The 13224-nt window shown below is 40.3% G+C and carries 14 protein-coding genes; 7 read left to right on the plus strand and 7 right to left on the minus strand.

The genetic code is table 11. The features are described from left to right. Positions 1–29: 29 nt before the first annotated feature. On the plus strand, positions 30–350 hold the full coding sequence (gene yqfB, locus AC1EU2_RS18380) for a N(4)-acetylcytidine aminohydrolase (protein WP_480299735.1): 321 nt from the start codon (positions 30–32) through the stop codon (positions 348–350). Positions 351–408: 58 nt separating this feature from the next. Here yqfB and AC1EU2_RS18385 read toward each other — a convergent pair whose 3' ends face one another. From AC1EU2_RS18385 to lptM, 6 genes are read right to left on the minus strand one after another with little or no spacing between them, the layout of a single operon-like run. Then, positions 409–1125, minus strand: a complete 717-nt coding sequence (locus AC1EU2_RS18385) for an HAD-IA family hydrolase (protein ID WP_480299736.1) — start codon at positions 1123–1125, stop codon at positions 409–411. Continuing rightward, on the minus strand, positions 1125–2027 hold the full coding sequence (gene xerC, locus AC1EU2_RS18390; protein WP_480299737.1) for a tyrosine recombinase XerC: 903 nt from the start codon (positions 2025–2027) through the stop codon (positions 1125–1127). Before xerC ends, AC1EU2_RS18385 begins: the two co-directional genes overlap by 1 nt. A 1-nt stretch (position 2028) precedes the next feature. Then, positions 2029–2694, minus strand: coding sequence for a DUF484 family protein (locus AC1EU2_RS18395; protein WP_480299738.1), 666 nt, complete (start codon positions 2692–2694; stop codon positions 2029–2031). Further along, entirely contained in the window at positions 2691–3518 is an 828-nt protein-coding gene (gene dapF, locus AC1EU2_RS18400; protein ID WP_129946116.1) for a diaminopimelate epimerase, read from the minus strand. Before dapF ends, AC1EU2_RS18395 begins: the two co-directional genes overlap by 4 nt. A gap of 33 nt (positions 3519–3551) precedes the next feature. Further along, entirely contained in the window at positions 3552–4796 is a 1245-nt protein-coding gene (gene lysA / locus AC1EU2_RS18405; RefSeq protein WP_480299739.1) for a diaminopimelate decarboxylase, read from the minus strand. 23 nt (positions 4797–4819) lie between these two features. Beyond that, positions 4820–5002, minus strand: a complete 183-nt coding sequence (lptM, locus tag AC1EU2_RS18410; RefSeq protein WP_480299740.1) for an LPS translocon maturation chaperone LptM — start codon at positions 5000–5002, stop codon at positions 4820–4822. 77 nt (positions 5003–5079) lie between these two features. On the opposite strand from lptM, the gene cyaY reads away from it, so the two are divergent. Further along, complete coding sequence (gene cyaY / locus AC1EU2_RS18415) at positions 5080–5415, plus strand: iron donor protein CyaY (RefSeq protein WP_480299741.1); 336 nt, start codon at positions 5080–5082, stop codon at positions 5413–5415. Between the two features lie 42 nt (positions 5416–5457). Here cyaY and AC1EU2_RS18420 read toward each other — a convergent pair whose 3' ends face one another. Beyond that, the gene (locus AC1EU2_RS18420) at positions 5458–7884 is read right to left on the minus strand and encodes a class I adenylate cyclase (RefSeq protein ID WP_480299742.1); all 2427 of its coding nucleotides are present in this window, start codon (positions 7882–7884) and stop codon (positions 5458–5460) included. Positions 7885–8147: 263 nt separating this feature from the next. Between AC1EU2_RS18420 and hemC the strand changes: the two genes are divergently transcribed. The 5 genes from hemC to AC1EU2_RS18445 all read left to right on the plus strand — a co-directional run. After that, a complete protein-coding gene (hemC, locus tag AC1EU2_RS18425) occupies positions 8148–9077 on the plus strand; it encodes a hydroxymethylbilane synthase (RefSeq protein WP_480299749.1) in 930 nt (309 codons plus the stop codon). Next, on the plus strand, positions 9078–9818 hold the full coding sequence (locus AC1EU2_RS18430) for a uroporphyrinogen-III synthase (protein ID WP_480299743.1): 741 nt from the start codon (positions 9078–9080) through the stop codon (positions 9816–9818). It abuts the gene before it with no gap. 18 nt (positions 9819–9836) lie between these two features. Beyond that, a complete protein-coding gene (locus AC1EU2_RS18435; protein WP_480299744.1) occupies positions 9837–10943 on the plus strand; it encodes a uroporphyrinogen-III C-methyltransferase in 1107 nt (368 codons plus the stop codon). Beyond that, positions 10940–12112 (plus strand): heme biosynthesis HemY N-terminal domain-containing protein, encoded by a 1173-nt coding sequence (locus AC1EU2_RS18440; protein ID WP_480299745.1) that lies wholly within the window; start codon positions 10940–10942, stop codon positions 12110–12112. Before AC1EU2_RS18435 ends, AC1EU2_RS18440 begins: the two co-directional genes overlap by 4 nt. 287 nt (positions 12113–12399) lie before the next feature. Next, a partial coding sequence (locus AC1EU2_RS18445; RefSeq protein WP_480299746.1) for a retention module-containing protein occupies positions 12400–13224 on the plus strand: 825 nt, incomplete at its 3' end.

Here is a 13224-nt window from a genome sequence, read left to right on the forward strand (position 1 = left end):
TGGGCTTTTTATTTTAGGACTTTAAATTCATGGACAGAGCACCAACAAAAATCACCTTTTTTGAACGATTTGAACCTATCATTGTTTCAGGTGATAAAACGATAACCATTCGTGACGAATCAGAGAGTAATTACGTGCCAGGCACTACTGTGTCTGTTCATACTTTAGAAACTGACCGTCACTTTTGTGATATTACAATCTTATCTGTAGTTCCTGTTCAATTTGATGATTTGAATGAATTTCACGCACAACAAGAATACATGGCGTTACCCGAACTTAAGAAAATCATCAGTGAAATTTATCCTGATATCGATAACTTATATGTAATTAGCTACCAGTTAGAGCATTAACCTGAGTTCTGAGTAAGCAACCTCTACAGCACAGCTACTTACTCGAATTTCTTCGCAACTAGATCAGGTTAGTTAACTCGAAAACATTATCTAAACTTATGTGCGGTAATAGTGAGCCAGGTAGCTCCTTCTCAACTCGCCCAAATGCTGGATTAAGCCAAGCCGCTTGACAGCCAAATGAACGAGCACCCACAACATCTGCAGCAAAGTTATCTCCAACATGAAGTATTTCTTGTGGCTGCACTTGAAGACGATTGCAGGATTCAATGAACATGTCTGGCGCTGGTTTCATTCGGTGACCATTACCCGCATGTAATATGAATTCGAAATACTCTGCAATACCTATACGTTTAGGATCGACATTACCATTTGAAATACCGATGAGTTTGAACTTTGTGGCGAGCTGTTTCAGCAGCTCGATGCTTTTATCTGGTACTTTAAAGTCGCTACGGTAGTGAAGAAAGTGGTCAAGACCCGCTTTTGCCCCCACTTTTGCATCTTGAATTGAGTAGCCCATATTGAGCAAAATTCGATAGGCATTATCTTCACGACTTTTCCATGTGTCATGGCTTACAGCAGGATTTTCTGTCTCAAGTTTTTTCTTCTCTGACCACCAAAAGTGACTCTCCCATTGATGTTCGGCAGGAAAGTGGTTTTTCATAAATAAGAGGAATTCAGTTTCTGCTTTGTCGATATAGGGTCTATTGTCGTAAAGCGTGTCATCTAAATCGAAACTGATGACTTTAATTGGCTGTAGGTTAAGAAAACATCTCATTATTTCTTGTTCCTTTTTGCTCGTGGGTGAGCCCCGTCATAAGCATTTGCGAGGTGTTGAAAATCAAGGCTAGTATAAATTTGCGTTGTAGACAGGTTGGCATGACCAAGCAGTTCTTGTACTGCACGTAAATCAGCACTGGACTCTAACATATGAGTCGCAAATGAGTGCCTCAGTTTATGAGGGTGAACTTTAGTAGATAAGCCTTGCTGCTGTGACCACTTGTTAATTCGGACTTGAATACTTCGATGCGAAAGGCGCTTACCTTGTTTCGTGATGAACAGTGCATCATCAATAGCAGGTAATGTAGATCTAACCGTTAACCATGATTCAATTGCTTTTCTTGCTTCTTTTCCAACGGGGAGCACTCGAGCTTTATCCCCTTTACCAATAACAGTCACTTGGTGGTAGCTGGTATCGAAGTCTGTGAGGTTCAATGAGGCCAGCTCAGCCAAACGTAAACCGCTGGAATAGAACAGCTCCATAATTGCTTTATCACGAAATGACAATTCATCTGTGGTCTCGATATTGAGCAGATGGTCGACACTATCAGCATCAAGGTTTTTCGGTAAATGCTTGTTCTGTTTTGGAGCTTTCAACGACACACTGGGATCGCTGTCAATGATCCCACGTTTGCATAACTGTTTAAAAAACTGCTTCGTGGCTGAAAGTGTCAGTGCAATAGAGCGAGGGCTTAACCCTTGACGATGGATTTTAGCCAACGCATTTTGTAAATGCTCAAAAGTAATATCAGTCCATGCTGTAGTCACAGGAATACATTGTTGTATGCGTTGTAACTCTTTTAGGTAATTTTTAACCGTATGAGGTGAAAGCTGACGTTCAGACGTTAAGTAGCGTTGAAACTGTAAAATATGAGGGTCGGATAAAAACGGCTCAGTCATATTAAAACTGACTGAGCTTGAAGTTCAGCAACTTACACAGCTGAGCTAAAAATAATGTGTCCATATCGGGTTGGAAATGTGCAGCATTCGGGCTGGCAACCGCAAGGATAATACGATCACATTCAGACTCTGGGGTTAAACGTGATAATGCGACTGAGCCAACTTGGCTGCCAAACAGTTTTTGTGACTCACTTTGTGTAAGTCGACCTAAATAAAAACCACCATTCATGCGGTTCTTCCAGATTTGCATGACTTCATCTTCAATTTTATGTACCGTTATTAAACGTACATTTGTGAAACCGAATTCACTCTTTAGTTCATCAGCCAGTAGTCTTCGCAAGGTGTCGAAATCTTCACAAGCCATTAGCTTAAAGGCTAGATCAGTATTAAAACGTAAAATGCGCTCATTTTGGCTAGCGATGTTCATCAATGTGGTAACTTCTTCTTCAAGCCTAACCACTTTTTGACGAAGCGCTTCTTGTTGACGTTCAACAATCGAAACGGTTCCTCTTTGTTGGTGAGGTAATCGAATAGTTGCCAGTAAATCAGGGTATTTCTCAAAAAAATCTGGATTGTCGGTGAGGTATTCGTATACCAGTTCAGCTTCCAGTTGGGGTAATGTCTTTTCAGATTTACTTTGTTTCTTGGTCATAGCTGTGTTGGTCATAGCTGTATTTGTCCATCATATACATGTTGAGCTGGGCCGGTCATCCACAGTGGTTTTCCTTCACCTTCCCAAGAGATTTTGAGGCGACCACCCGGTAAATCGACACGAACTGATTTACGTAATTTATTCAGACGTTGGCCAACCACTACAGCAGCACAAGCACCACTACCGCAAGCTAAGGTTTCTGCTGCGCCTCGCTCATACACTCTTAATTTTATATGGTCTGGAGCAACAATTTGCATGAAGCCAACATTAACGCCTTTTGGAAAGCGTTCATGGGTAGAAAGTATAGCGCCAATTTCATCGACGGGTGCTTTTTCAATGTCATCGACTTCTAAAACGCAGTGTGGGTTGCCCATGGAAACAGCACCACAGAGAAATGTTTTTTGATCCGCTTGGATCAGATACGTTTTTTCGGTCTTTTTTGCTTTCAACGGAATGCGATTCGGGTCGAGAATCGGAACGCCCATATTCACTGTGACATTACCGTCGCGCTCAAGGCGCAATGTCATTTTTCCTGTTGAAGTACTTACCCGAATTTTATGCTTTTGTGTTAAGCCTTTATTCTTTACAAAACGGGCAAAACAACGAGCTCCATTGCCACATTGCTCCACTTCACTACCATCAGCATTAAAGATGCGGTAATGAAAGTCGAGATCAGGGTCGTATGGAGGCTCAACAAGCAAAAGCTGATCGAAACCGATGCCAAAATTGCGATGTGCAAGGCGTTTTACTTGATCTGGAGAAAAGTAAACATTTTGGGTTATACCATCAACAACCATAAAGTCATTGCCCAGCCCATGCATTTTTGTAAAGTGGATCAAATGCTTTTCCTTATTAATAGTGATGTTTCTATTCTACGGCAGTAACTGCTCGCCTTGCCAGAGTTGCGATAATTTTTCTCGATGCCTAATTACATAGTCTTGGTTACCATCAACTAAGATTTCGACAGGGCGAGGGCGAGTATTGTAGTTAGAGGCCATGGTAAACCCGTAAGCACCCGCTGAGCGAACGGCTAATAAGTCGCCGCTCTCAACGGCCAACTCTCTATTTTTTCCTAAAAAGTCACCGGTTTCACATACTGGACCAACGACATCATAATTTTGTTTTGGATGATCTGATTTTTCTACTTCGATAATCTTATGAAACGCTTGATAGAGCGATGGTCTTAGTAAATCATTCATCGCACCATCAACGATCGCAAAATGCTTATCTTGATTCTGTTTAAGGAATTGAACTTGAGTAATAAAGACCCCAGCATTTGCAGCAATGGCTCGGCCTGGCTCGAAAATCAATTTCAGATCTCTATCACCTAGACGCTCTAATACGGCCGCAGCATATATGTCTGGGTGTGGTGGCTGTTCACCGTCATAAGGCACGCCAAGTCCGCCACCGATGTCAAAGTGATGAATTTTAATGCCTTGGGCTTTTAACTCGTCAATCAGAGCCAGCAGTCTATCCATTGCATCTAAAAAAGGCTGTATTTCAGTGAGCTGAGAGCCGATATGGCAATCGACGCCTTTAATATCAATATTAGGTAACGATGTCGCTAGCTGGTAAGTAGCAATAGCATCATCCATTGAAATACCAAACTTATTTTCTTTTAAGCCTGTTGATATATAAGGGTGTGTGCCTGCATCAACGTCTGGATTAATACGAAGTGAGACTGAAGCATTTAAATTAAGCTGAGTTGCTACTTGGCTCAATAGTTTCAGCTCTGGTATAGATTCAACATTAAAGCAGTAAATATTTTGCTTTAAAGCGTATTCCATTTCTTCAGCGGTTTTGCCAATACCTGAAAAGACGACTTTTTGTGGATCACCGCCCGCTTCTATCACACGAGCCAGTTCGCCGCCTGATACAATATCAAAACCGCTACCAAGGCGTGCAAGCACATTAAGAATAGCAATGTTGGAATTCGCTTTTACTGCGTAGCAGATCATATGTGGATGTTTGGCTACCGCTTTATCGAATGCGTGCCAATGACGTTCCAATGTGGCACGCGAGTACACATACATAGGCGTACCGTGTTTTTTCGCTAAATCTTTAATGTTGCAGTTTTCTGCGTATAACTGTGAGCCTTGATAATTGAAATGATCCACTCTGCTACCTTTAGTTTTCTCTATTAATTCTGGTTTTGTTCTTTATTACTCTTCTCGTCAGATGCTACTTTTTTCTTTGGAGTTGGTTTTGTTTTTTCTGTTTTCGGCCGATTACTGTCTGCTTTTGGTTCTAGGTACAAAGGCCCTTTTTGACCACACGCAGAAAGTAACATTACCAAGCTTAAAAAAATAATCGTCTTATTCATGTAAAGTCTGTTCTTTCAGATAAGATATAAAGAGTTATAATCGCATTCAAATCGAAAAAAGCAAAGGGTATAGTCCGATGAAAATGACGGATACTGAATATCACCACAAAGTTGATGAAGTTTTTAGTGCAATTGAAACTGCAATTGAGTTTGCGATTGATGAGCAAGACGCTGATGTTGATATTAATGCCAGTGGCAATGTATTAGATCTTGCTTTCGAAGATGGCTCAAAGATTGTGATTAATAAGCAAGAGCCATTGCATGAGATTTGGTTAGCGACTCGTTTTGGTGGTTTCCACTTTAAGTTTGATGGCGAAAAATGGTTTGATGATCGTAATAATTGTGAGTTTATTTCTCACATTGTTGATTCGATCGAAAAGCAAAGTGAAATAAAAATAGAATTGAATTTCTAGTCATGTATGCCGCAGTTATCTCGTATGAGAATGGCTGCGGTATCAAAAGTTCGTCAATTGATCTTCTGCTGACATACCAAAAGGGATGACCTGTAAATGGCCCTCGATTCTTTCAAGCTGAAAAAACTGAGGAAGGTTAAACGGGTTTTTATGATTGGTTATTTCATCAAACGCATAATGTCTACTGGTAGTTGAAACCAACTGCTCAATAGTTTGGCTGTGCTGTATGTAGTGACTCAATTCATTCGCATCGTCAAGCACAAAGACTTCGATGTCTTCTCCACGCTGCCTTAAAAAATACTGAATAGCGTTTCGTGCTGCATAATCCAAAATCACAGGAGGCGCACATGTCATCGGGTCGTCACAGAGTGTTGGTCGAGGAAGTTGAGTTAATGTATCGCAACTTATTCGCTGGTAGAATGACTTAGGGTCATGGAGATCTTGGCAAGCAATATTATGGTTATCAATAAAAATACCGTAACGTCGTTCTCCGATATGTACAGGTTGAAGAAGCGTATTGTTGTCTGTGGCTTGAGTGCTTAATCGAACAGTATTACGGATGAGTTTAGCGACCGTATGTTCTAATTGATTTTGTAACCGTTTTGAACAGCTTAATACTTCAATAGAAACATTATCTTTAGCGCGTTTTAAGCCAGGTGTAATAAAGGTGATTAAATCTAAAATCGCTAATTCACCCTTGAAGTAATGGCACTGCCACTCACCCCAACTGTTTATCGTTAAGATATCAATGCTGCCGAGTAAGTTTTGTTTTTTCCGCCCCATGGAAAATACGTTTGCATTGAGTACATCGACCATAAGTTCTTGGCCGTTCCACTCGCAAGTAGGATCGGATTCCAGATTAAGTAAAACGATGACCTGACTGTAATGCCAAGGTTGAAATAAATCTTGTTTGGTTATCGCTGATGCATCCGGCATCGATTTTATTCGTTGAATCAGCTGCTTGTTTACTTTCGTTAAATCACTGCTTTTAGGTTCTCTAGTGCCAATTTTATACCAAACCGTATGTTCAACTGAGATTCTATTAAAACAAGCCCACATCAATAAACCAGCTTGTGTTTTAAAGTGACACAGCGGCGATTTCCCTAATAGTTCTCGTGCAACTTTAGCATGCCCATATAAATAATAATCGCCGTCTCGATTACTTTGCACATAACCAAGTTCATCTTCTGTAATGTCATTACTCCACAGGCAATTGAGCTTACTAATTTGGTGGCCATCTGAGTGGAAAAAGGTATGTAATTTGCGAGACAGTACATTGAGCTCACCCACTTTTAAACTATCATCGAGCTGATGTTTTGAAGCAAAAGATAGCAAGGTTTGATAACTCGCCAGCATGAAATTACTCAGTTGAGCATTAAACCATTTCAATTGCCCGCAATGCCAATTTTTACAGTTATCAAGTGTTTCTATAAGGCTGTCAGACCAATTCCAATCCTTAGTCAATTGGCGCATTTTTTCTACTCGCCAATCTGGAAAATCAGTTTCAACAGAAAGTTTGAAACCGCATTTCAAATAAAAGCTACGTCTCAATACATCTAAGCGACGAAGATCTTGTTGTTCGAGCAAATAGGTTTCTAAATAATTATAAAGCACAAAATATGCGTCGTTATCGACAGAAAAGTTACCTTCATAAGTGAGCTGCCAAATTTTGTCAGTCAACAGAACCGGTTTCGGATAATTGTTAGCATAAGCTTCTAAAAGTAAGACTTTTAAGAAAGCTTTGTGCGGCTTTTCTATCCCTTTATATAAGTGCCATAATGAAGCACCAAAATATTCACTGGGAGAGAGTTCTCTCACATCACCCAAATGCAATAAGTCAGGGTGCTCCTTAATGTGTGGCCACCAGGCTACTATTCGACCTGCCAGTTTCACTTGAGAGCGATAAAATTCTTCAAGAAGTAGCCAGCGCTGAGCACTACCACTGTGCTCTTTACCAAGATGTTGAGCTTTGCTGCCTTGTAATTCTTCTGCACTTCGAAATTGATATGGGTGTACTAAGTAAAAGTTGACTTCTAAATCATAATGCAAGAACCATTGGCTCAGTTTATCGAGTTTTTTTCTTAATGATTTGAGCTGTTTTTCGCCAAGTTCTGTTTTGTGTACCACCCAGATATCGACATCGCTATAAATGCTATGTCCAAAGCTTCCTAAGCTGCCCATGGCATACAGACCTTCGAAAACATAGGGTGTTTTAGGAGCGCTTTCAGGAACTGGAAAGTTAAAAATTTCACAGTCTTCGTTTAATTCTTCAGACATTGAAAAGTTATAGATACCGCAAGGAACAGTATTCTTGATGAACCCAGGTAAATCTTGATGGTTGTGCTGCAACAAAAAAGGGATCAACCGAAACAGTCTTTGTTGCATAGGTTGCATCAAAGATAAGGCTCGAGAAAGCCTCGCCTGATTAAGTTGTTCTGCAAGTTCTGAAAAATGTTGTTGTTGAAGCATCCGGTTCTTTTACCACTGACCGACAATTTCTTCATGCTAGCATTTTTGAAGAAATCAGCAAGTAAAGTAGATCTTGATCACATAAGTGTTGGTTTTTTTGCTGTGGATCACTTTTTGTTTTTGTGTGCAAGCTATTGAAATAATGGTTTTAAAATTCCATTTCAGATTCGTTTTAATAATAAATGAAAATGATCTTCAAAATGGCAACTCTGCGGCCACAATGATAGCATTACATCTTTAGTGGTTTTTTTATGGAAGTTACCATGGCTCAAGCGCTTATCCGCATCGCAACACGCAAAAGTCCACTTGCCATGTGGCAAGCAGAATATGTAAAAGCAAGATTAGAGGCAATTCACTCTGACTTAACCGTTGAACTGGTTCCAATGACCACTAAAGGTGACGTCATTTTGGATACTCCACTTGCAAAAGTTGGCGGTAAAGGACTTTTCGTTAAAGAACTTGAAGTTGCAATGTTAGAAAATCGTGCTGATATTGCTGTTCACTCAATGAAAGATTTACCGGTTGAGTTTCCTGAGGGGCTAGGGTTGCATGTTATTTGTGAACGTGAAGATCCTCGCGATGCTTTTGTTTCTGGCCGCTATAAGTCTATTGATGATTTACCACTAGGTGCCATTGTTGGTACTTCAAGTCTTCGTCGTCAATGTCAAATTCGTGCGTTAAGACCTGATCTGAAAATCAAAGATCTTCGCGGCAATGTCGGTACTCGCTTAGCGAAACTTGATAACGGTGATTACGATGCCATTATTCTTGCCGCTGCAGGTTTAAAACGCCTTAAACTTGAAGCGAGAATCTCAAGCTTTATTGAGCCAGAAGTATCATTACCTGCAAATGGTCAAGGTGCAGTTGGTATTGAATGCCGCATTGACGATGAACAAGTGAAAGCGTTACTGAAGCCGTTAGAGCATGAAGAAACGCGTATTCGCGTGCTTGCTGAACGAGCTATGAATACTCGCTTAGAAGGTGGTTGCCAAGTCCCTATCGGGGCTTACGCTGAAATTGAAGGTGATAACCTCACTTTAAGAGGTTTAGTCGGTAACCCTGACGGTAGCCAAGTCATTTTTGATACTGTTTCAGGTGGTACATCGCAAGCGGTTGAGCTTGGTGAGAAATTAGCCGATATATTATTAAGTAAAGGTGCCAAAGAAATTCTTGATTCTGTATATGGAAAATAGATGAAAGTACTACTGACAAGGCCTAAAGGCTCTAATGACTTAATGCTTCGAGCTTTAAATGATAAAGGCATCGAAGCTATTGAGACGCCGTTAATGGAAATAGAACCAGTTTTGCCTTGTCAGTCAGTTGTTTTACGGCTTCCGCACGCCGATAAGATCATTTTTATTAGTCAGCACGCTGTTTATCAGTTTGATTCATTGTTTAAGGTGCTTTCTGAGCACTGTGAGATCTTTGCTGTAGGCCAACGAACCTGCCAAGCACTTCAACATTCGTATAGTCGTTCTGTGTCTGTGGCAACCCAAAGTCAAGACAGTGAAGGATTACTGATGCTTGAACAGCTAGAATCTGTTCAAGGTGAAACCATCATTATTGTTAGAGGACAGGGTGGAAGAGAAAAGCTTGCAAATGCACTAACGGAACGTGGTGCAGATATTCACTATTGCGAAGTTTACCAACGAACCTTACCCGAATTACATCATTCTGACTCCTCCGAGTATTGGAAACAGCAAGGCGTTGATACCATTTTAATTACTAGTGGTGAGATGCTACTAAATCTATTAAAATTGGTTGGAAACACACAACGTACTTGGATCAAAGAGTGCAATATTCTTGTACCAAGTGATAGGGTTTTGAAGATAGCGTTAGACAAGGGGTTTACTCGAGTTTTCAATGCAGAAGGAGCAAGTCAGTCTGCTATGCTATCTACAATAGATAAAATTATTGATACTCTCAAAGAGTGATTGTTCAAGGATCCTTTAATGGAAAGCAAAGACCAGCAAGACCATTCAGAGAAGACATCAACAACGCAATCTGAAGTTAAAAAAACGCCGACTAAACCAAGAGTTAGAGCTCATACTTCGAAAATATCTGTGGTCGGTAAATTTTTTATTTTTCTTTCTTTTTCATTAGGCTGCCTTGCAATTGGTGGCGGTTATTATCTTTATATTGAGCAGCAAAAGAAGCAAGAAAACTTTGCTGAGTTGTCACAACAAGTAATGAGGCTCAAGAATAAGCTTGATACGCAATCGGCTACCGATTCAGATTTATCAAGCCAAGCTGACTCATTGAGCAATGACATTGATAAATTACAGGTCGCTCAATCTCAATTACAGAGTAATATTTCGAATATTGCTCAGAGAAGTCCAAAACATTGGATGGCTGCAGAGGCAGATTATCTAGTGCAAATGGCGGGCAGAAAACTCTGGCTTGAACAAGACCCTACAACAGCTGCAAGCTTACTAAAATCGGCAGATTCCCAAATTGCTAAGATGGGTGATCCGTCATTATTACCATTAAGAAAAGCATTAGCTCAAGATATTGCTCAAGTTAAGGGTATTAAACGCCCCGATATTTCAGGAGCGGTATATGAAATTGATGGTGTCATCGCACAATTAGACCGCTTACCTTTAAACCAGGCAAGACCGACAGAACCGACAGAGCAACAATCACAAGAGTTGAGTAGCTCAGTGTTTGATTGGCATGCCAACCTTGATAAAACGTGGAAAGCGTTGATATCTGATTTTGTTAAAGTCAGAAAACGTCAAACTGATCTCGCCCCATTACTCTCACCCGAGCAAAGCTGGTATTTGGTTGAGAATATTAAAAATAAACTTCTTCAAGCACAGCTCGCTTTATATCGAAATGATGATGTGAACTTTAAACAGTCAATGAGACTTGCAAGAAAGTGGGTGTATGAATATTTTGACTTAAAAGATGATGCAACGAAAACGGTGTTAGCTTCTGTTGATAATATTTCAAAACTATCTGTTCAGCCTGTCGCAATTCAGAAGTTTCGCTCATTGCCACTTCTCAAACAGTTAGTGACCTTTGGAGAGCTAAATTCACCAAAGGAGAATGACCAATGATCAGGACACTCGCATACACACTGATCATATTAATTGGATTAGCGGTAAGTCCTTGGTTAGTTGATCATACGGGTTATTTATATATTGCATTCGGGGATTATGAACTCGAAACCAGTTTAGTTTTTGCGCTATTCAGCATCATCATTTTTTACAGTTTATTGCAATTGGCTGAGTGGATGATCGTTGCAGTTCTCAACCTTTTAATCAAGCAAAGCTGGATACCTTCTCGCTGGCGTAAAAATACAGCCAGGCGCTATACCTTAGCTGGCGCACTTGCTTTAGCTGAGGAAGATTGGCCTGCAGCAGAAAAGGCAATGTTAAAAGGTGCCGGTAATGGTGAAATACCGACTTTAAATTGGCTTGCAGCAGCTCGAGCAGCGCAGCATCAAAATAAAAATGTCGAAAGAGATGAATATCTAGATAAAGCTGCAACAAAATCGAATATCAAGCAGGTGATAAAAACCACTAAAGTAAGATATTTAATGCAGCAAGGTGAGCTCGATAGCGCTAGAAGTGTTCTCGATAGTATGCCTTCATCTAAAATGAATAAACCTTCAGTGCTCAAGCTAGCGTTAGAGCTTTATACTGAGCAAAAAGATTGGCAGGCAATAAAGCTACTTTTACCTTCCTTACAAAAAAGCAAAGCCATAGCAAAAAGTGATGTTGAAGAGTTAACTGTTGAAACCAATCATAAGTTGCTACAGCAGACCCTTCAAGCTAATGATATGGCAGAGCTTGATAAAGTTTGGCATTGGTTAAGTAGAAGTGAACGTAAGCAACCAGAACTGGTTGCGCTATATTGCAAAGGATTGTGCAAGTTTCAGCGTAAACCTGAAGCATTGAAGTTACTTTCTAAATCACTGAAAACTCAACCTAATCAATCCATATTTTCAGTGATTTCTGACGTAGCCAATGCAGAAGATAAAGACATTCGTAAACAGCTTGTTTCTTTATTAGAAATATATGACAGCAATGCGGCTTACCATCAATGTTTAGCGCTACTAAAGGTCCAAGAAAAGCTTATTTCTGATGCCATTGAACATTGGAAAAAAGTAAATCACCTCAAACCAACTCAATTCTCACTTGGTCAACAAGCAAAAGCTCATGAACAAGTCGGTGAACAAGCTCAGGCTATTAGTTGTTACAGAAAAGCACTGCTTGCCTCATAGGTAGGCAGTGTCAATTGTTTACTCTATAAATACCTCCCAACTATCATTTTATTGATTCTCTTTCGTATTAACTCTTAATGATTAAGTTCTAACTTATATTTTATTTTGTTGTCATAAAAACAAAGTTAAAAAATCCTTTAAAAATAGATAAATAAAAAACGTTTAGAGGTTCGTCAAAAATTTGACCCAGTTTTTTGACATGGTTAGAATAAGAGTACTAGTTCTAGAAATATAATAAAGTATTAGACAGTTAGTCTTTTTGTCTGACAAGGTCGTTGGGAGCCACTATGAACAGAATTACCACCAATCAGGATGGTGTTGTTATTGCAACACAAGGAAATGTTTCAGTAGAATTCGATGGTCAAACACAGCTCTTAGCGCTTGGACAGGCAATCTCTCGAGGCTCTGTAATTGCATTTGAAGACAATGCTGGTTTTGAATTAGAACTCGATGATGGCACGATTCAAACTCAAACAAGCAATGAATTACCAGAAGAAGATGCAGCTGCACTGGCTGAGATTGAAGCTTTACAGGATCTAATCTCAGCAGGTGATGATCCAACTGAAGACTTACCTGAGACTGCAGCTGGCAATGCACCAGGCAATCAAGGCGGTATTGATGTTGCTACATTAGATAGAGCAGGTAATGAAACACTTGCCGATACTTCATTTGATACTCAAGGGCTTACGGCTACAGTTCTAGAACAAACCGAACAAAGAACGTCGGTTGAAGATCTTGCTTCTCAGTTAACAGATGATTCCATCACGATATCAGAAGATAGCATTGCTAATGGCAACGTTTTAACCAATGATTTTGATGCAGATACTGCACTTTTAATTACGTCATATACCGTTAATGGTGAGACGATCACCGCAGGCACAGATGTACAAGTCGAAGGCGGCACATTAGTCATCAATGCCGACGGCAGCTACAGCTTCACTCCAGCGCAAGATTGGAGCGGCACCTTACCGACCATCACTTACACCACGAGTACTGGCTCAACAGCGACATTGACGATTGAAGTCACGCCAGTGGATGATGCCTCAGTACTGGTGAATGACACCAATAGCGTAGTCGAAGATAGCGTAGCGGAAGGCAATGTCCTCACCAAC

Source organism: Parashewanella sp. 2304DJ23-3 (assembly GCF_056591695.1).

Bases quoted from the DNA above. Each gene is read 5' to 3' on its own strand.
- AC1EU2_RS18440 (WP_480299745.1), top strand. From the start codon at position 10,940: ATGATCAGGACACTCGCATACACACTGATCATATTAATTGGATTAGCG.
- AC1EU2_RS18385 (WP_480299736.1), bottom strand. From the start codon at position 1,125: ATGAGATGTTTTCTTAACCTACAGCCAATTAAAGTCATCAGTTTCGAT.
- AC1EU2_RS18435 (WP_480299744.1), top strand. From the start codon at position 9,837: ATGGAAAGCAAAGACCAGCAAGACCATTCAGAGAAGACATCAACAACG.
- AC1EU2_RS18430 (WP_480299743.1), top strand. From the start codon at position 9,078: ATGAAAGTACTACTGACAAGGCCTAAAGGCTCTAATGACTTAATGCTT.
- AC1EU2_RS18420 (WP_480299742.1), bottom strand. From the start codon at position 7,884: ATGCTTCAACAACAACATTTTTCAGAACTTGCAGAACAACTTAATCAG.
- xerC (WP_480299737.1), bottom strand. From the start codon at position 2,027: ATGACTGAGCCGTTTTTATCCGACCCTCATATTTTACAGTTTCAACGC.
- lptM (WP_480299740.1), bottom strand. From the start codon at position 5,002: ATGAATAAGACGATTATTTTTTTAAGCTTGGTAATGTTACTTTCTGCG.
- yqfB (WP_480299735.1), top strand. From the start codon at position 30: ATGGACAGAGCACCAACAAAAATCACCTTTTTTGAACGATTTGAACCT.
- cyaY (WP_480299741.1), top strand. From the start codon at position 5,080: ATGAAAATGACGGATACTGAATATCACCACAAAGTTGATGAAGTTTTT.
- AC1EU2_RS18395 (WP_480299738.1), bottom strand. From the start codon at position 2,694: ATGACCAACACAGCTATGACCAAGAAACAAAGTAAATCTGAAAAGACA.
- hemC (WP_480299749.1), top strand. From the start codon at position 8,148: ATGGCTCAAGCGCTTATCCGCATCGCAACACGCAAAAGTCCACTTGCC.